The organism is Enterococcus sp. AZ179, assembly GCF_050498885.1.
Lineage (GTDB): Bacteria > Bacillota > Bacilli > Lactobacillales > Enterococcaceae > Enterococcus_D > Enterococcus_D entomosocium.
In genome coordinates this window covers 2,100,366-2,117,500 of record NZ_JBMHEO010000001.1, presented here as the reverse complement: position 1 = coordinate 2,117,500, position 17,135 = coordinate 2,100,366, and the positions used below count along the sequence as shown (strand labels likewise).

General features: G+C 44.9%; 16 protein-coding genes, 2 rRNA genes and 1 other RNA gene (1 of these 19 only partly in view). 4 read left to right on the top strand and 15 right to left on the bottom strand.

Features of this window, described 5'->3' with window-relative positions; translation table 11 throughout:
* From IGI88_RS09915 to IGI88_RS09900, 4 genes are all read right to left on the bottom strand, one after another.
* Positions 1–1,084, bottom strand: a 23S ribosomal RNA gene (locus IGI88_RS09915); it reaches 1,831 nt to the left of the window's first position.
* A 228-nt stretch (positions 1,085–1,312) separates the two neighbouring features.
* A 16S ribosomal RNA gene (locus tag IGI88_RS09910) occupies positions 1,313–2,872 on the bottom strand.
* Together the 16S and 23S rRNA genes form the textbook arrangement of a ribosomal RNA operon.
* Before the next feature lie 565 nt (positions 2,873–3,437).
* Positions 3,438–3,800, bottom strand: a complete 363-nt coding sequence (locus tag IGI88_RS09905) for a hypothetical protein (RefSeq protein WP_008378091.1) — start codon at positions 3,798–3,800, stop codon at positions 3,438–3,440.
* A gap of 67 nt (positions 3,801–3,867) precedes the next feature.
* A complete protein-coding gene (locus IGI88_RS09900; protein ID WP_008378090.1) occupies positions 3,868–4,248 on the bottom strand; it encodes a CvfD/Ygs/GSP13 family RNA-binding post-transcriptional regulator in 381 nt (126 codons plus the stop codon).
* 93 nt (positions 4,249–4,341) lie between these two features.
* Here IGI88_RS09900 and IGI88_RS09895 point away from each other — a divergent pair, with 93 nt between their 5' ends.
* The gene (locus tag IGI88_RS09895; RefSeq protein WP_086299139.1) at positions 4,342–5,523 is read left to right on the top strand and encodes a MalY/PatB family protein; all 1,182 of its coding nucleotides are present in this window, start codon (positions 4,342–4,344) and stop codon (positions 5,521–5,523) included.
* Positions 5,524–5,610: 87 nt separating this feature from the next.
* Here the strand turns inward: IGI88_RS09895 and IGI88_RS09890 are convergent, their stop codons facing one another.
* Entirely contained in the window at positions 5,611–6,198 is a 588-nt protein-coding gene (locus tag IGI88_RS09890) for a peptidylprolyl isomerase (RefSeq protein WP_086299138.1), read from the bottom strand.
* Between the two features lie 140 nt (positions 6,199–6,338).
* Here IGI88_RS09890 and IGI88_RS09885 point away from each other — a divergent pair, with 140 nt between their 5' ends.
* The 3 genes from IGI88_RS09885 (at position 6,339) to IGI88_RS09875 (ending at position 8,558) form a co-directional block, all read left to right on the top strand.
* Positions 6,339–7,316 (top strand): NAD(P)/FAD-dependent oxidoreductase, encoded by a 978-nt coding sequence (locus IGI88_RS09885; RefSeq protein ID WP_008378083.1) that lies wholly within the window; start codon positions 6,339–6,341, stop codon positions 7,314–7,316.
* 5 nt (positions 7,317–7,321) lie between these two features.
* Entirely contained in the window at positions 7,322–7,924 is a 603-nt protein-coding gene (yqeK, locus tag IGI88_RS09880; protein WP_086299137.1) for a bis(5'-nucleosyl)-tetraphosphatase (symmetrical) YqeK, read from the top strand.
* A 124-nt stretch (positions 7,925–8,048) separates the two neighbouring features.
* Positions 8,049–8,558: a phosphatidylglycerophosphatase A family protein gene (locus tag IGI88_RS09875; RefSeq protein WP_005227653.1), complete on the top strand. Its 510-nt coding sequence runs from the start codon at positions 8,049–8,051 to the stop codon at positions 8,556–8,558.
* A 56-nt stretch (positions 8,559–8,614) separates the two neighbouring features.
* Here the strand turns inward: IGI88_RS09875 and IGI88_RS09870 are convergent, their stop codons facing one another.
* From IGI88_RS09870 to IGI88_RS09825, 10 genes are all read right to left on the bottom strand, one after another.
* On the bottom strand, positions 8,615–9,253 hold the full coding sequence (locus IGI88_RS09870) for a TIGR01906 family membrane protein (RefSeq protein WP_008378077.1): 639 nt from the start codon (positions 9,251–9,253) through the stop codon (positions 8,615–8,617).
* Positions 9,250–10,020, bottom strand: a complete 771-nt coding sequence (locus IGI88_RS09865; RefSeq protein ID WP_061053784.1) for a TIGR01457 family HAD-type hydrolase — start codon at positions 10,018–10,020, stop codon at positions 9,250–9,252. The genes IGI88_RS09870 and IGI88_RS09865 overlap by 4 nt, the downstream gene beginning before the upstream one ends.
* 1 nt (position 10,021) lies before the next feature.
* A complete protein-coding gene (locus IGI88_RS09860; protein WP_005231988.1) occupies positions 10,022–10,642 on the bottom strand; it encodes a YutD family protein in 621 nt (206 codons plus the stop codon).
* A gap of 88 nt (positions 10,643–10,730) precedes the next feature.
* A complete protein-coding gene (locus IGI88_RS09855; protein WP_429960393.1) occupies positions 10,731–12,113 on the bottom strand; it encodes a bifunctional metallophosphatase/5'-nucleotidase in 1,383 nt (460 codons plus the stop codon).
* Positions 12,114–12,746: 633 nt separating this feature from the next.
* Positions 12,747–12,833: signal recognition particle sRNA small type (ffs, locus tag IGI88_RS09850), an RNA gene on the bottom strand.
* Between the two features lie 29 nt (positions 12,834–12,862).
* Complete coding sequence (tadA, locus tag IGI88_RS09845; RefSeq protein WP_005231990.1) at positions 12,863–13,369, bottom strand: tRNA adenosine(34) deaminase TadA; 507 nt, start codon at positions 13,367–13,369, stop codon at positions 12,863–12,865.
* Positions 13,370–13,500: 131 nt separating this feature from the next.
* Positions 13,501–13,836, bottom strand: a complete 336-nt coding sequence (locus tag IGI88_RS09840) for a hypothetical protein (RefSeq protein ID WP_005227636.1) — start codon at positions 13,834–13,836, stop codon at positions 13,501–13,503.
* 68 nt (positions 13,837–13,904) lie between these two features.
* Complete coding sequence (locus IGI88_RS09835; RefSeq protein ID WP_086299135.1) at positions 13,905–15,272, bottom strand: RsmB/NOP family class I SAM-dependent RNA methyltransferase; 1,368 nt, start codon at positions 15,270–15,272, stop codon at positions 13,905–13,907.
* A 139-nt stretch (positions 15,273–15,411) separates the two neighbouring features.
* Complete coding sequence (locus tag IGI88_RS09830) at positions 15,412–16,047, bottom strand: YczE/YyaS/YitT family protein (protein WP_008378064.1); 636 nt, start codon at positions 16,045–16,047, stop codon at positions 15,412–15,414.
* A 205-nt stretch (positions 16,048–16,252) separates the two neighbouring features.
* Positions 16,253–17,056: a MerR family transcriptional regulator gene (locus IGI88_RS09825; protein WP_016611256.1), complete on the bottom strand. Its 804-nt coding sequence runs from the start codon at positions 17,054–17,056 to the stop codon at positions 16,253–16,255.
* Positions 17,057–17,135 lie beyond the last annotated feature (79 nt).

Here is a 17,135-nt window from a genome sequence, read left to right as displayed (position 1 = left end):
GTGCAACCCCACATCCTTTTCCACTTAATAGTTATTTGGGGACCTTAGCTGGTGGTCTGGGCTGTTTCCCTTTCGACTATGGATCTTATCACTCACAGTCTGACTCCCGGATATGAATGAATGGCATTCGGAGTTTATCTGAATTCGGTAACCCGAGATGGGCCCCTAGTCCAAACAGTGCTCTACCTCCATCATTCTCAATTCCGAGGCTAGCCCTAAAGCTATTTCGGAGAGAACCAGCTATCTCCAAGTTCGTTTGGAATTTCTCCGCTACCCACACCTCATCCCCGCACTTTTCAACGTACGTGGGTTCGGTCCTCCAGTGCGTTTTACCGCACCTTCAACCTGGACATGGGTAGATCACATGGTTTCGGGTCTACGACAACATACTCATTCGCCCTATTCAGACTCGCTTTCGCTGCGGCTCCGTCTCTTCAACTTAACCTCGCATGCTATCGTAACTCGCCGGTTCATTCTACAAAAGGCACGCTATCACCCATTAACGGGCTCTAACTTGTTGTAGGCACACGGTTTCAGGATCTATTTCACTCCCCTTCCGGGGTGCTTTTCACCTTTCCCTCACGGTACTGGTTCACTATCGGTCACTAGGGAGTATTTAGCCTTGGGAGATGGTCCTCCCGGATTCCGACGGAATTCCTCGTGTTCCGCCGTACTCAGGATCCTCCTAGGTGTTATCCAAATTTCGCCTACGGGGTTTTTACCCTCTTTGACATACTTTTCCAAGTATTTCGACTATCTGAATAGACTACCATATCGGAGTCCTACAACCCCAACAAGCAAGCTTGTTGGTTTGGGCTTTTCCCGTTTCGCTCGCCGCTACTCAGGGAATCGAATTTTCTTTCTCTTCCTGCAGGTACTTAGATGTTTCAGTTCTCTGCGTCTACCTCGACTGCGCTATGTATTCACGCAGACGTAACATCCTATAAAAGATGCTGGGTTTCCCCATTCGGAAATCTCTGGATCATAGCTTACTTACAGCTCCCCAAAGCATATCGGTGTTAGTCCCGTCCTTCATCGGCTCCTAGTGCCAAGGCATCCACCGTGCGCCCTTATTCACTTAACCTTTGACCTTACGGTCGGTTTTGAGTACTTCTTCTAGCGATAGAAGGTTGCTCAAGAAAATAAGCGTTGAACTTATTAAAAAACTCTTTTAACATTTCAACTCGGTGTGTGTTACTTGTTTTGATTTTTTCTTCGATATCCAGTTTTCAATGAACAAATTTGTTTGAGAGTAGACCTCTCAAAACTGAACAAAGGCAAACGATGTGTAGTCTTCCGAAATATTCCTTAGAAAGGAGGTGATCCAGCCGCACCTTCCGATACGGCTACCTTGTTACGACTTCACCCCAATCATCTATCCCACCTTAGGCGGCTGGCTCCAAAAAGGTTACCTCACCGACTTCGGGTGTTACAAACTCTCGTGGTGTGACGGGCGGTGTGTACAAGGCCCGGGAACGTATTCACCGCGGCGTGCTGATCCGCGATTACTAGCGATTCCGGCTTCATGTAGGCGAGTTGCAGCCTACAATCCGAACTGAGAGAAGCTTTAAGAGATTAGCTTAGCCTCGCGACTTCGCAACTCGTTGTACTTCCCATTGTAGCACGTGTGTAGCCCAGGTCATAAGGGGCATGATGATTTGACGTCATCCCCACCTTCCTCCGGTTTGTCACCGGCAGTCTCGCTAGAGTGCCCAACTAAATGATGGCAACTAACAATAAGGGTTGCGCTCGTTGCGGGACTTAACCCAACATCTCACGACACGAGCTGACGACAACCATGCACCACCTGTCACTTTGCCCCCGAAGGGGAAGCTCTATCTCTAGAGTGGTCAAAGGATGTCAAGACCTGGTAAGGTTCTTCGCGTTGCTTCGAATTAAACCACATGCTCCACCGCTTGTGCGGGCCCCCGTCAATTCCTTTGAGTTTCAACCTTGCGGTCGTACTCCCCAGGCGGAGTGCTTAATGCGTTTGCTGCAGCACTGAAGGGCGGAAACCCTCCAACACTTAGCACTCATCGTTTACGGCGTGGACTACCAGGGTATCTAATCCTGTTCGCTCCCCACGCTTTCGAGCCTCAGCGTCAGTTACAGACCAGAGAGCCGCCTTCGCCACTGGTGTTCCTCCATATATCTACGCATTTCACCGCTACACATGGAATTCCACTCTCCTCTTCTGCACTCAAGTCTCCCAGTTTCCAATGACCCTCCCCGGTTGAGCCGGGGGCTTTCACATCAGACTTAAGAAACCGCCTGCGCTCGCTTTACGCCCAATAAATCCGGACAACGCTTGCCACCTACGTATTACCGCGGCTGCTGGCACGTAGTTAGCCGTGGCTTTCTGGTTAGATACCGTCAAGGGATGAACGTTTTACTCTCATCCTTGTTCTTCTCTAACAACAGAGTTTTACGATCCGAAAACCTTCTTCACTCACGCGGCGTTGCTCGGTCAGACTTTCGTCCATTGCCGAAGATTCCCTACTGCTGCCTCCCGTAGGAGTCTGGGCCGTGTCTCAGTCCCAGTGTGGCCGATCACCCTCTCAGGTCGGCTATGCATCGTTGCCTTGGTGAGCCGTTACCTCACCAACTAGCTAATGCACCGCGGGTCCATCCATCAGTGACGCAAAAGCGCCTTTCAACTTTCTTCCATGCGGAAAATAGTGTTATACGGTATTAGCACCTGTTTCCAAGTGTTATCCCCTTCTGATGGGCAGGTTACCCACGTGTTACTCACCCGTTCGCCACTCTTTTTCTTTCGGTGGAGCAAGCTCCGGTGAAAGAAAAAGCGTTCGACTTGCATGTATTAGGCACGCCGCCAGCGTTCGTCCTGAGCCAGGATCAAACTCTCATAATGATTTGTTTGAATGACCATACGGTCATTAAGCTCATAAAAATTAACTTTGCTAGCTATTGCTTGCATGTATTTGTTTCAATAAATTGAAACGTCCTACACATTGGTTCGTTTGCTTGCTTTGTTCAGTTTTCAAAGGTCTACAGTGCTGTGTTAGCAACTTTTATATCATATCAGAGCGACAATTGATTGTCAACTCTTTTTTAAAAGTTTTTTTCGCTCGTTGTTTTTCAACTTCGCAGCGGCTGTCTCAGCGACTTCATTAGAATAACAAATGATTTGTTATTTGTCAACAACTTTTTTTAATTAATTTTGTTGATGTATCAACGTCAATTAACTATTTTATTGTTGCGACTTCGTTATAATATCATCTGTTTCATTTTTGGTCAAGCATTTTTTTGAATTTTTTTCAAACGCTCTTTTGACCCGCTGACTCAATTGCCAACGTTGACTAATTTACCATTCTTCTTGACTTAGGTCAAGGAAATATTTCATTTTATTTACAAAAAGTTTTCAATAAAAAAAGACCGTTGTAACGGTCTTCAGTCTTTTCGCTAGTATTCAGGTGCTAAAAGAACGGAACGCCTTCGATCTTATAGTCTTCAATGATCTTACGAAAGATATTGGGCTCTTCCCACGCATACCCCTCTGGCAGCTGTTGCGTTTGTCCTGCTTCTTGTGTTTCAAAAACAAATAAAGGAATATTTTGCGTATCAATATTTCCGTTTGTGAGTTCAACGAGTTCGATCGCTGTCACATCAAGGTGAATACGGTCTTTAAACAATTGTAAGATCGTAGCCAAGCCGGTTTTATCTTCAGAAAAATCCGTTGACGCTAATTCCGCAGTGCCTTCGTGTATTTGCATCAAAAATCGTTTCGAACCATTTGTTAAGTGCATCATAACTGTACCCGCTACTTTTTTGGATCCCAAAATACCCACCTCAGTTATTCATCTGTTTGTAAACTAATTTTAGCACATTTTCAGAAAATATGCACGATTATCTGTTGCTGTTTTCTTTTTCTAACATTTCTTTAGCTTCTTTCACCCACACTGGTAAAGCTTCTCCAACCGTACGGAAACCGATCCGCTTATTCTTATTTGTAAAGTAGCGTTTACGCTTAAAGGGTGGCTGAACAAAACTTGTTTCCAATGTACGGCGGGACAAACTGATCTTTTGGCTGTATTCGTCAATATCAATGATTTGTACACGGATTTTTTGGCCGATCTGTAAGACTTCATGGATATTTTTAGTAAACCCGGATTGGATCTCTGAAACATGGATCAAGCCTTGCGTTTCTTTATCTAACGAAACAAATGCACCATAGGGTTGAATCCCAGTGACTGTTCCTTCTATAATGTTCCCGATTTGATAATTCATAGTCTTTCCTCTCTTTTCCACTTTCATTATACTTGAACTAGTGGTAGATTTGAAGCATCAGAAACAACGTTACACAATATAGGAGGGAAACGCATGATCAATTTTGACAAAGTTCATCCGCGCTTAAATACCAATAGCGTCAAATGGGATACAATTGCAAAAACCTATAAGGAAGAAAACTTATTGCCGCTTTGGGTAGCCGACATGGATTTTCTGGCACCAGAACCAGTGAAAAAAGCGTTAGAAAAAGCAGTTGCCCAAGGGATCTATGGGTACTCCACCATCCCTGATTCGCTGCTTGAATCCATCATCGATTGGCAGCAAAGACGTCATGGTTATACCATCAATAAAGAAGCGATCCTTTTTAATAGCGGTGTCGTTCCTAGTATTGCACTAGCGATCCAAAGTTACACCCAAGAAGGAGATGCCGTATTGATCCACGATCCGGTTTACCATCCCTTTGCCCATGTTGTCAAAAACAATCAGCGTACCTTAATTCAAGAACCCTTATTGGAAAAAGATGGACGCTTCGTCATCGATTTTGATGCGATGGAACGAACGATCATCGAAAAGAAGGTAAAATTGTTTCTTCTATGTAATCCGCATAATCCTGGTGGCCGGGTATGGTCCAAAGAAGAACTACTGGCGATCGGCCGTATTTGTCAAAAACATCAAGTGATCGTTGTCAGTGATGAGATTCATCAAGACATCGTTTTTGCGCCAAATCACTTTGTTTCTTTCCAAACAGTTGAGCCAAACTTTGCCGATTTTTCAATCATCTTGACTTCAGCAACCAAGACCTTTAATTTAGCTGGGATCAAAAATTCGATGGTATTCATCAAAGATAAAACCTTGCGCAGCCAATTTGCAAAAACACAGGAGCGTAACGTTCAAGGGGAGATCAATACGTTTGGATTGATCGCTACTGAAGCAGCGTATCGTGAATCTGAAGAATGGTTAGAAGAACTATTGTCCTACTTAGAGGCAAATCGCACCTTTGTCTGTGACTTTTTGACTGACCAACTGCCAACCGTGTCGTTTCAAAAGCCTGAAGGAACTTACTTGATCTGGCTAGATTTTTCTGCCTATGGCCTAACGGACAATCAGCTACATAGAAAACTGATCAAAGAAGCCAGCGTCGTGTTGAATCAAGGAAGTATCTTTGGTCCCCACGGGAGTCACCATATGCGGCTAAACTTTGCCTGCCCTAAAGAGCTATTAGAAAAAGCACTCAATCAAATCGCCGCCGCGTTTAAAGACCAACCGATCGATTAACGCTTACGTGTAAAAAAAGAACCCTAAAGCTGCCATTTCAACGGTCTCCTGAGGATGACCGTTGAAACTGCTTTGGGTTCTTTTGTTTTATTCGCTGATTTCGATCGTTTCGATCACTACATCATGCACTGGACGATCTTGTGGTCCCCGTTGCACGCCAGCGATTTCATCAACAACTGACATTCCTTCGATCACATGACCGAAGACTGTGTGACGGAAATCTAACCAAGGAGTACCACCTGCTTGATAGGCTTCGATGATTTCAGCTGGATAACCAGCACCTTCTAATTGACCTAACATGTTGCTAGGAACATTTTGATTGTTGACGATGAAAAACTGACTGCCGTTAGTATTCGGACCAGCGTTTGCCATGGATAAAGCGCCACGAAGATTGAACAATTCTTTTGAAAATTCATCTTCAAAGCTGCCGCCATAGATGCTTTCGCCGCCCATTCCTGTACCAGTTGGGTCACCGCCTTGAATCATAAAATCAGGAATGACACGGTGGAAGATGATCCCATCGTAATACCCTTTTTTCGCTAATTCAACGAAGTTTTTCACTGTTTTTGGTGCCAATTCTGGGAACAATTGTACAACTACATCCCCACGATTGGTTTTGATGACTGCTTTATGGCCAGTTTGTTTTTCTAATGCTAACTGTGGAAATTTAGACACATTAACTCCTCCTTCTCTCTCATAAATCCATGATAGCAGAAAATTGAAAAAATGCTAGTTTGGATAATTTTTGCTATAATGAAGCTATTCGTACAACACGAACATGCTTCACCCCAACGTGCTTAGAAAAGAGGAATAACATGGATATTTTTGATATAACGATTATCGGCGCCGGACCTAGCGGGATGTTTTCTGCCTTCTATGCCGGTATGCGTAACGCCAAAACCAAGATCATCGACAGCTTGCCGCAATTAGGCGGTCAGCTTGCTACTTTATACCCAGAAAAATACATCTACGATATCCCAGGTTATCCGAAAATCAAAGCGGGCGATCTTGTCCAAAACCTGGAAAAACAGTTGACGACCTTCAATCACCAATATTGTTTAGAAGAAACCGTCTTGTCGGTCGAAAAACAAGAAGACTATATCGAAGTCACTACCGACAAAGGAATCCATTACTCGAAAGCCGTGATTTTGGCTTTAGGAAACGGCTCCTTCCAGCCGCGCAAACTGACTTTGCCAGAAAGCGAGCGGTTTGAAGGATACGGCTTAGACTATTTTGTCACCGATTTGATGAAGTATGCCGGACGCAAAGTAGCGATCGCCGGTGGCGGCGATTCTGCCATCGATTGGGCATTGATGCTGGAGCCGATCGCTAGTGAAGTCTACTTGATCCATCGCCGTCCTGAATTTCGTGCTCATGAACATAGCGTCAGCAAATTACAAGCTTCTGCCGTCAACATTCTGACTCCTTATGTGATTCAAGAGCTCCAAGGAGAGCAACGTTTGACTGGTGTCTCGTTGCAGCAAGTCAAGGGTGATGAAACGGTCAGCCTTTCATTGGATGCTTTGATCGTCAATTACGGTTTTTCTTCCACATTGAACATCAAGGATTGGGGCATGAAAAGCAGCCGCCAAGGAGTCTTCGTCTCTTCAGATATGAGCACGTCTGTTCCTGGGATCTATGGCTGTGGGGATGTCGTTTTATACGATGGAAAAGTCGACCTGATCGCTACTGGTTTCGGGGAAGCCCCAACTGCGGTGAACAATGCACTCCATTACATTGATCCCAAAACGCGGACGCAACCCGCCCACAGTACGAGTCTTTTTAAGGAGTAGCTGAGATGAAACAAGTTGGTCTTGCCACCTATCTCCCTTTACAGGGGAAGACCCTCACTGAGCAAATGGTTCAGTATCTGGAAGCCTTCGATCATGCCGAAACGGCGGTCCACAATCTAGCCGTTGCCCAAGAAGCCAAAGGATTGGCAGAACGGTTTCAAGTCAACGCGGACAAAGCTTACTCAGCAGGACTGCTGCACGATGTCAGCGTCGTCATCCCTAATGACCAGCGAATCGCCTTGCAGATAGCGGTAGGCGAACCGATCTTAGACGCGGAGCGGCAAGCACCTTTTTTGCTGCATCAGCAGCAATCCGCTTTGTTGGCAAAAACGGTTTTTCAGGTGTCTGACCCAGAGATTCTGTCCGCCATCAGCTGTCATACCACCTTAAAGGCCCAATATAGTCGTCTCGATCTGATCGTTTTTTTAGCCGACAAAATCAAATGGGATCGCAAAGATCAAGCACCTTTCTTAACCGGTTTATTAGAGCGCCTCGATGATTCCTTGGAATCTGCCGCTGGCTATTATATGGACTGGCTCTTTGCCGGTGACTTAGTGGTCCCCCATCCTTGGGCAGTGGCAGCCAAAGCAAAATTAGCAAACACCTAAATGTCAGAAGGGACTAAACCCAAACGGCATGGGCTGCAACTGGAATAGGGCACAACTTATGATTGCAATCCATCAGTCGCATGTTGACTTTTGAATAAACTATTTTTACATGGAGGGGAACTATATGGTATTAGAAAGCAAAACACTTGAAGACAAAGCAAGAGAATTGTTGGCCGACCGCGGTGTCTCACTGCAAGACATCGGCGAATTGGTGATGTTCTTGCAAAAAGATTACATTGAAGGCATCACGTTGGAGATGTGTATCGAAAGCGTCAACGCTGTCTTAAGCAAGCGGGAAGTCCACAACACGATTTTGACGGGTGTCCAATTGGATATTTTGGCAGAAGAAAATCAACTGCTGCATCCACTGCAAGAAATCGTCAAAGAAGACGAAGGGCTTTATGGGATCGATGAGATCCTCGCACTATCCATCGTCAATGTGTACGGCTCCATCGGTTTTACTAACTACGGATACATTGATAAAGTCAAACCGGGCATTTTGAAAGAACTGAATAAGCACGACGGTCCCCGCGTTCACACCTTTTTAGATGATATCGTAGGTGCCATTGCCGCTTCTGCCGCAAGTCGCTTAGCCCATCAACACCCAAGTAAATCTCATTACATTACGCAATAAAAAAAGACCGACGATCCGCCTTCTTCAAAGGAAGTGGATCGTTGGTTTTTTTTTCATTACGCTGTTTTTTTCAAGCCTCGTTTGCCCCACCAATAGAAAGCAAAAAAGAAGACTTCAATCAAGACAAAAAAGAGAATAAAGCAATGCATGAAAAACGTTTCTGGCAATACGTTGATGATCGGATCGGTGGCTGGATTAAATAGCCAATCATCGTTACTGAAGAAAATCTCATGGAACGTAACGAAAAAGCGATCAAAGCCGACTGCCATCAAAAACCCGAAAATCAGCGGCAATATCATCCCCCATTGAAAAGGACGAATCAAGCGCCATTGCTGTTGGTTTTGTCGTAGCCGATTGACGAACCAGATACTCGGCAGCAACGTGACGATCATCACAGCATAATTTAATAGAAACAACTGTTTTACATCGTAGAAATGACCAGCCCCCGCTTCAGACATTGGAAAATCTGGCAAGGCGAGCGTACTTGCAAAGGGATTGTTTAGAAAATCTAACAATAAGCCATAGTTCTTCAACAACTCTTCTCTTGTTAGCGAGGTATAATCCAGCAGATTTAAGTGATCGACATCAAACCAATATAACGGTCGAAAATTGATCGTTAGGGTGATCGCTAGACTGACCAAAAACAAAAACAAGCAGACAAATCCTAAGCGTTCAAGCCACACTTGTTTTTTCATTGTTCAAAATCCCACTCATCTAAAGAATCAACCACATAGGTTGGTGCTACCGGTAATGTCGGAACCGCCGCTTTCGGGGTAAAGCCAGATAATACGAGCAAAGAATCGATCCCGTTTTGGATCCCCGAGCGAATATCGGTTTCGTAATTGTCCCCCACCATCAAGACCTCTTCTTTTGATAAGCCGATGTGTGCCACCGCTTTTTCCATAATGATGGCTTCTGGCTTGCCAATAAAAATTGGTTGCGTTTGGGTGGCAGTCTCCACCATTGCAATCAGTGAACCCGCACCTGGCAACAAGCCTCTTTCCGTCGGGATATTTTTGTCTGGATTGGTCCCGATAAAGGTAGCTCCTTTTTGGATCGCTAACGTTGCTAAAACAAATTTTTCATACGTCACGTGGTTGTCTAAACCAACCACGACATAATCCGGATTGGTTTCTTCCCACTCAAATCCAGCAGCTAAGATCAAATCGATCAACCCCGCTTCGCCGATCACAAACACTTTGCGGCCTTTGCCATGGTCTTTCATAAAATCGATCGTTGCCAAGCTTGCGGTATAGATCGTTTCTGGTGCCACGTGAATCGAAAATTCATCCGCCAATCGCTGTGCCACGACTTCGGGACTGCGGGTCGTATTGTTGGTCACAAATAAATAGGGCAGTCCTTTTTCTTGTAAGGATTCTACGAAGCGTTTCCCAGCAGGGATCGGCTCTTTTCCTAAATAAATCGTGCCGTCTAGATCAATCAAATAGCCTTTATATTTCATCTTATTCTTCCCTTTGTCGAATCGTAAACTCTTTTTTGCCTTTTTTCACCGTAGTTGTTTCGGTTTTTTTGACGTTTTTTTCTTTTGGTTTACGATTTTTGATCGTTGGTTTGCTTTTCTTCTGCGGAATTGCTTCACGCTTTTCTTCTATATGTGCGTTTTGTTGTGTAGTTTGATTTTGATTCGTTTGAGCTGGCTTTTTCTTACGTCTTCGGGAGGTACTTTTTTCTTTCTTGCCGCCAACCCTCTGGATCACGAAATAGGCACAACCGAAGTTGCAATACTCATACAAATAGTCTTCCAGCATGTCAATACGCTGATCGGGTAATGCTTTGCGGTTATCCTTTTCAAAAAAGCCTTTCAAGCGTAGCTGTTCATAACCCCAATCACCTACGATATAATCATAGCGTGCCAAAACTTCACTGTAACGCTCACCAAGTTTTTCAGGATCGAAGCCTTCACGATAATCCATGACCAATTTGTATTGTCGATTGCCAATCATTAATTCTTCATCATTCAACAAAGTCACCAACTCGCCTTTTTGCGGTTGTTTCGCTGGTTCTTCAATAATTTCTTCTAGTACAGATGTCATTTCATCTGTGATCGTTTGTTTTTCGGTCATTTTTTCACCACCTGCTGTTTATTATACCTTGTTTTATTCCTCAATGATAGTCGCGGTTTTCCTCAAAAAACCACTGGAGGGGTACCAACTACTGAATAGGGTATTTCTGACTCAAGTAATCACCGACCACCGTCCGAATAAAGTCTGGAAAAAGAAACTCAACTGTTCCAGCAATCTCGATCGTCGGGAAAAACGGAATAAACAAGTAGTGATCCACAAGAGTCAACGTGTAGCTTTGAGCAGGATCGACGGGCTCTTGTTTCCACAATACTTGGTGGTTTTTTTCATCAAAGCGAATGCCTTCATAAACCAGTTCGCCAAAAATCTTCCCTCGAAAGCCCATTCCCATAATTGGGAAATTGCGCAAAAAGTTGCGATTTTTTTCCATTTCTAAGACCAGTCGAATGACATCTGCGCCTTGCAGCGTCACCCGAATCAAATGCATCGGATGGGGTAAAATCGTGTGCAGTTGATCTTGATCGACCCGTCCTTGCGGCAAATCATCTAAAAATAGCCCCGTATTTAAGATGGCGGCATCCGTCTGTCCTTTGGCACATAATGCCAAAAGTGCCTCCCGAACCAAGGAATGTTGACTTTGCCAATCCCTCGTAAACGCTGCTGGAATTTCTGCCACCTGATTTGCCCGCAACAAGCGATGACCGATCGATTGATATTCGACGATCTCTTCCTCATCTTGCGGAAAAGCCACCAGCGAATCAGTCGGAATCACACGTGCACGATGCTTGATCGGGCGGTGGTGTTCATCTAAGACCACTTCGACTTCGCCAATGTTAAAACCAAACTTGCCAGCTGCGCCAATTTGAACCCCATTGATGACTTCGCCCTTTTCAAACAAATGGTGCGTGTGGGAACCTAAAATAACATCTAGTTCTGGAAAGTCCCTCGCAATCTGGCGGTCAGCATTGATGCCTAGATGGCTCATCAAGACCAGCAGATCGACCTCGGGGCGCAAATGCTGCACCAGTGAAGGCAAAATCTCCAAGGGTTCGCGAATGTCCCAACCGTTGGGGGCATATGTCAGCGGAAACGGTGCTGTAAAAGCGATCAGACCGATTTTGGCTCCTTGATTGCTTTCCATGATTTTGTATTCTTGTGCCCATTTGGGTGGACGTAAATCCTGTTTATCAAATAAGTTGCCTAAAATGACAGGAAATTCTGCTTGGTCATATAAATGCTGCAAGACCTCTTTGGGATTGCCGACCCCTTCATTGTTCCCAATCGTCACCGCATCATAATGCCCTTGATTCATCAAGTCGACATTCGCCTTGCCGTCAGTTGCTTCTGTCAAAGGATGCCAGCGATCGACAAAGTCGCCTAAGTCGACCGCGATCACTGTCTCTTCGGTCGTATCCGCTTCTCGTTTTCTTTGATCCAAATAACGCCGCATCTTCGGCCAATGTTCTAGGTGGGAATGCAGATCGTTGGTATGGATAATCGTAATTTTTTCCATTGTGCGCCTCTTTTCAAATACGTCGCCTGAAATCACTATCCGTTTCTCTTGGCATCAAGGGTTGCCAGTAGAAAGACGACGGAATTCTCTACAAAATAAGCATAGCATAAAATCTCTGGGAAACCATTGGAATGCTTGGAAAAGAATGGTGACTTTTTGTAAAAAAGAAACAGTTACAGTGACAGTTGTTCAAAAGAAAAAATCACTTTTCTGACTGTAAAAAGGAAAGTGATTTTTTCTGGTTATTTGGGGGAATTGCAACCGATAACACGGCGGCGGCAATTTGTTGAAGCGAAAATAAAGAGTTCTTGAAACGACGATTCTATCGAATATCGAGAGCAGGTATTCCATGTTTCAGTTCGTCAGAACTACTGATTCTTTGAGAGTACAAAAATCGCCAACGGAAAAGTTATCAGAGTAAGGTTCTAAACAGGAATAAAGCCTTTGTATCAAAAATACAACTTACCCCTCTGAGAGCTGCTATCGATTGCCTAGATTTAAAGCAGAATACAATTAGAACAGCCCTTGGTGTCACAAAGACTTTCAGACAATAAAAAAACCTAAGACAGTCTGTCTCAGGTTTGAATGATCATCGATTCAATTAGTACTACTGCTTTCTTCAAAACAAGCAGTTTTTCAATCAGACACATGGAGAATCCTGCTTAGTGCTGCTTCCTTCCGGATCTGACACGCTTCACAAGACCTCCATTGTCCTAGCCTTTCGGCAAAACTTAGTATAACGTATTTCGTTAGAGATTGCCAGCCTTTTTTTGTTTTTTCTTTTCTCGTAATGCTCGGAAAAAATCTGTTAGCAGCTGGCCGCATGCTTCTTCTAAAATGCCGCCTTCCACATAGGACCAATGGTTGAAGCGCTCATCTTCCAATAAATTCATCAATGTACCAGCAGTGCCGCCTTTGGGATCGTAGGCACCAAAATACACTTCTTCCACCCGTGCCAATAACATCGCCCCACTGCACATCGGGCATGGTTCCAAGGTCACAAACAGCTGCGCTTGTTCTAAGCGCCAACTTCCGACAGTGCGACAGGCTTCCTCGATCGCAAACATCTCCGCATGCGCTGCGGCTTGTTGCTGCGTTTCTCGTAGATTGTGCCCACGACCAATGATTTTGCCATCCAAGACGACGACAGCACCGATCGGTACTTCTGCCACACCTTCTGCTTTTCGGGCTTCTTTGATTGCTTCTTCCATAAAGAACGCTTTTTCCTCGGCAGTCAAGGTACTTGTTTTTTCCACGACTTCACTTTCACTCCTCTACCTCGCACCATTTCGTGCATTTCCTTGTTAGTATAACGAAAAACGCTTAGAAAGACGAGAAAAACTCGCAAAGACCGATGTCCCTGCGAGTTTCAAATGGAATGATTGGCTTAAAAGACGGAATCAACAAAGCTCGTCAACTTGTCTTTGACATGTTCTGTCGAATCTTTGATGTTGTCTCCGTAAACAGAGATTTTGTTGCGACCCTCATTGACTTTTTTCATCACACCTAACAACGAATCCAATTCATTGTCAGACAAGCCGTCTACGACATCCAACAATTTTTCATTGCCGTTGAATTTGTCATCGACAAATTTCTTTACTTTGTGTCGGTTGCAAGCGAAGCGTACTTTATTGAATACTTTGTCTGATACAACGACGGCAGTAGTGATCCCAGCGATCGCTGCAATGCTTAATCCAATCGTTACTTTTGATGATGTTTTCATATCGATCAGCTCCCTTATTTTGCTACTTCCATCATAGCACGAGGACTGAAATAAAAACACTATTTCGTTTAAATCGCTTTGAATCTTAATCCTTTTGGAAAGAAGTTTTTCACAGTTCCTTGGACTTGTTTTCCAAAACCGACGGGGATCTCATCGACTGTCAAAATCACCCATCCAGCATTTCCTGGCACGCTCATGGTTTCACCTGCCACATACTGCTGCCATTGCCGCAAAGTGATCGGCACTGTCGGTGCCCCTTCTTCTGCATGGATCGCCAATGCCAACGCATAACTAGGTTCGATCCGATTCTTCTTAACGACGCCGACATGCAAACCTGGGCGCATAAACTTGATCCCTTTTAAAGAAGGCATTTCTTCAGGGACGAGCCAAAGGTTTTCTCCTAGCAGCTGAGGTGTCGCATTCAGTGCCTGTAAAAAAGGAAACTCCTTGTGAAAGGCTTGCCACAACTTTTGAGTCGTTGCATCCAATGGGCTCTTGGCTGTCGCTCCTTTGCCTTTTTTCTTCTTTTTCACTGGCGCTGCTTCTGCTTGGGAGGTCAATTTCGCAGCGAAATGACCTTCTCCTTGGTTTAAATGCGGCCATAAGCGGATGGTTTTCTCGATCCCAGATGCAGCTCCCCACTCGCTGCGCCCATGAGATACATTGGCCAAGTCGATCGCTTCGATTGTGAAGGGATACTCCTCCATTAACCAAGCCATCATCGCTTCGTTTTCTTCAGGGGCAAAGGTACAGGTGGAATAGATCAGCTGGCCCCCCGGTTTTAGCATCGCAACGGCTTGTGCCAAAATGTCTTTTTGCCTGATCGCACACTGATCAGGTGTTTCTGCCTGCCATTCTTCTAAGGCGACGGGATCTTTACGAAACATCCCTTCACCAGAACATGGGGCGTCCACCACGATCTTGTCAAAAAACTGAGGAAAATGGCGGCTCAATTCTTGTGGAGCCTGATTGGTGACGACTACATTCGGAAAGCCCCAACGCTCCACATTTTCTGATAGGATTTTGGCACGCTTCGGGAAAATCTCATTTGCTACAAGCAGCCCTTTTCCTTGTAATTGGCTTGCCAGCTGCGTTGTTTTGCCTCCCGGTGCCGCACATAAATCTAAGACCCGCTCCCCTGGTTGAGCGGCTGCGATCGTTGCCACGATCATCGCACTAGGTTCTTGGCTGTAGACATAGCCAGCTTGATGGAGCAACGAACGGCCTTTGACTTCGCCAATATAAGCCGCTTCTGCATAGGGGGCGGGTACAGCAGCTGGTCCATATTTTGCCAGCATCGCTTGTGCGTGCGGCTTAGCAACATTCAAGCGAAAGCCTTTGACTGGCTGATTATCGGTTAAAGCGGTAAAAAAAGCTGGTGCTTCTTCTCCTAGCAACCGTTGGTATTTTTCAATAAATGGTGTTGGTAATTGCATACTACCCCTCCTCGGCTTTTTTATTCTAGCGACTGAGAAGCAATTATGCAAGAATTCCTTGAGCAAATGGCAAAAAAACTGCAGCTGAGTGAAGTGGGCGACTAAATCGCTTCGACTTCTCTTTGCTGCAGACCTTTTTTTATTTAAAAATCGCTTTTTTGACACTGCTTTCGATGAATGGCTCAGAGACACGGTTGTCCCAGAATTTGATCAGTGGGCCCACTAAAAAGGCACTGATGAAGGTTCCGATCCCGATCGGCCCGCCTGTGAAAAGTCCAATCAAGGCAAAGGCAACATCTTGAATCACCCGCACCACTCGATAATTGGCTTTCGTCTGATCGACGATGGTTGGGGCGATCGCGTCATAGGGGGCGCTGCCCAAATTCGCTGACATATAAAATGAAGCTCCGAAGGTAAAGAAGATGATCCCGATCAACAAGAACAAACCTTGCTGCCACCAATTATTCGGACCGACGGATAACCAATCAAAAACGTTGGTATAAAAGTCGATGAAAAATCCTGTCAGCACCATATTGATGACCGTCCCGATGCCGATATGACGACGGCCAAAGATAAAAATCAATACTAGGACAGCGATATTGATCATCAATTGATAGACCCCAAGGGATAACCCTAGCAGCTCGCCGACACCGATATTGGCTGCTGTGTATGGGTCTAGCCCCACTCCGCCGACCCGCAGCAATGCCGCCCCGAATCCTAAAATGGCGACACCAATCAACGCATAAAGCGAGCGGATTCCTGTTTCTTTTTTCATTAAAATTTCCCCTTTTTTCTCATCTGTTCTTTCAAGTATAACGAGAAAAAAGCAAAATGGGAATTTCAACGCTTCACAGGGCTTTTTGTATGGAAGGGATCTGGCTTAGTCATCTCCTTTGCTTCTATATGAAAAGCCAGCGGCAATAATCATTGCTATTGCGTATCTTAGTTTTCGTTTCTTACAGATACGCGTGCCTCGTACATTACTCGGGCTTCACTGGAACCATCACTTCAAATATCTGCAATTCTTTTTGTGTGGTAAAGACTTCATCTTGCCATAACAATTCCCAAACATCGCCATCGATTTTCAACTGCTTCTCTTTTAGAAAGGCTTGGATGCGGTGGGTAAAAGCGGCAATTTGTTCTTCTCCCTCACTGACAAATCCAGAAACATACGTACCAGCGGGACGTGTGATGATCAGCTTTTCCGGATAGAGATGTAGCCGATCTTGGGGAATCAAGATCAATGCCCGATAAGGCGATGCGTGAAAAGTCTGATCCTCCAACGTCGTTCCTGCACTTAAAAAGCCGATGGGATAGCCACTGAAGGCATCTTTATAATCCACTAGTGGATAAAAACGGGCGTACACTTGATAAGCAGATTCTGGATCATCGCCAGCGATCTCTTCGGAAACGATAAACGCCTCTGCTTCGTGCTGCGCTATCGTAAAGGTCTCAAAATCGGCTTTCTGTACTTTTTCATAGCGCTGGATGTAGCGATCGAAGGTTCGTTCCAATTCTTGTAGCGCAGCGATTTTGTCACGGACTTGTCCTCGCCGTTCCACAAGTTCCTTTTGCGTATATTCCGGGTTGCGGTTTTTCAAAAATTGGCGAATGTCTTGCAAGGGCATGTCTAAAGAACGCAACATCAAAATCACGTCTAACTCAAGGCATTGTTCAAAGCCGTAATAGCGATAGCTGTTTTCACCAATCGATTGCGGTTTGAACAAATCGATTTGATCATAATAAATCAATGTGCGCCGACTCACGCCAGCATAAGCGGACATCTCACTGATGGTCAATTGTTTTTTCAAAAAAATTTCACTCCTTGCTTGACTGTAACGTAACGTTACAGTTTATTCTACC